The sequence below is a fragment of the Brevibacillus sp. MCWH genome (genome assembly GCF_013096935.1).
Lineage (GTDB): Bacteria > Bacillota > Bacilli > Brevibacillales > Brevibacillaceae > Brevibacillus > Brevibacillus aydinogluensis.
Map to the genome: position 1 here is coordinate 1 of NZ_SDLF01000095.1, position 603 is coordinate 603.

The following is a 603-nucleotide window of genomic DNA, read 5'->3' on the forward strand; positions in this document are numbered from 1 at the left end:
TCGTTTTCTATATAATGAAGAGTTCTCATAATAAATTTATGTCTTCCATTTAATTTTACAAAACAATAAAGTAAAGCATATAAGAAAAGGAGAGGTGATAATTTATGCTAAATAATTTAAAGATGAAAATTAAGCAACAAGAGCTTTCTGAATTTGTAATGGAAGCAATGACAAAAAGCACTGATGATGGAGTGAAATCAATATTTTTAGATGATGTTGAAACTTCTATCTTAGGTGCTGAAAATGACCCAGAAGTAAAAAGTTTAGTTGAATCTATTCCAGAGTATGAAGAACATGACCCTGAAACAGATTTAGGTATTGAAACTATGGTAGAGAGTTTGACAGAAACAGATTTATATTAAAAGAGAGGGGTAAACCAAAATGAAAAAACGAATTATCATTCCACAATCAGGACCAATTTTCCCTAAAGGTGGGGTATATGGACCTATCGAAACACCTTATATGGAAGATGTTCGCACTATTAGCGTCTTATTGTTGAACAACTATAAAGTTGTTGAAGTTTTAGAAGATGGTACAAAAGTACCTCTAACTTTACAAAACTTTGATAAAGATAATAGTGTTAAAGTAGAAACTGTACAAGAA

General features: G+C 30.3%; 2 protein-coding genes. Both read left to right on the forward strand.

The annotated features are described in order from the left end of the window. The first annotated feature begins 104 nt into the window (after positions 1–104). Positions 105–362, forward strand: coding sequence for a hypothetical protein (locus ETC00_RS19520; protein ID WP_171567708.1), 258 nt, complete (start codon positions 105–107; stop codon positions 360–362). A 19-nt stretch (positions 363–381) separates the two neighbouring features. Then, positions 382–603, forward strand: a 222-nt coding sequence (locus ETC00_RS19525; RefSeq protein WP_171567709.1) for a hypothetical protein, incomplete at its 3' end; no start/stop codon positions are given.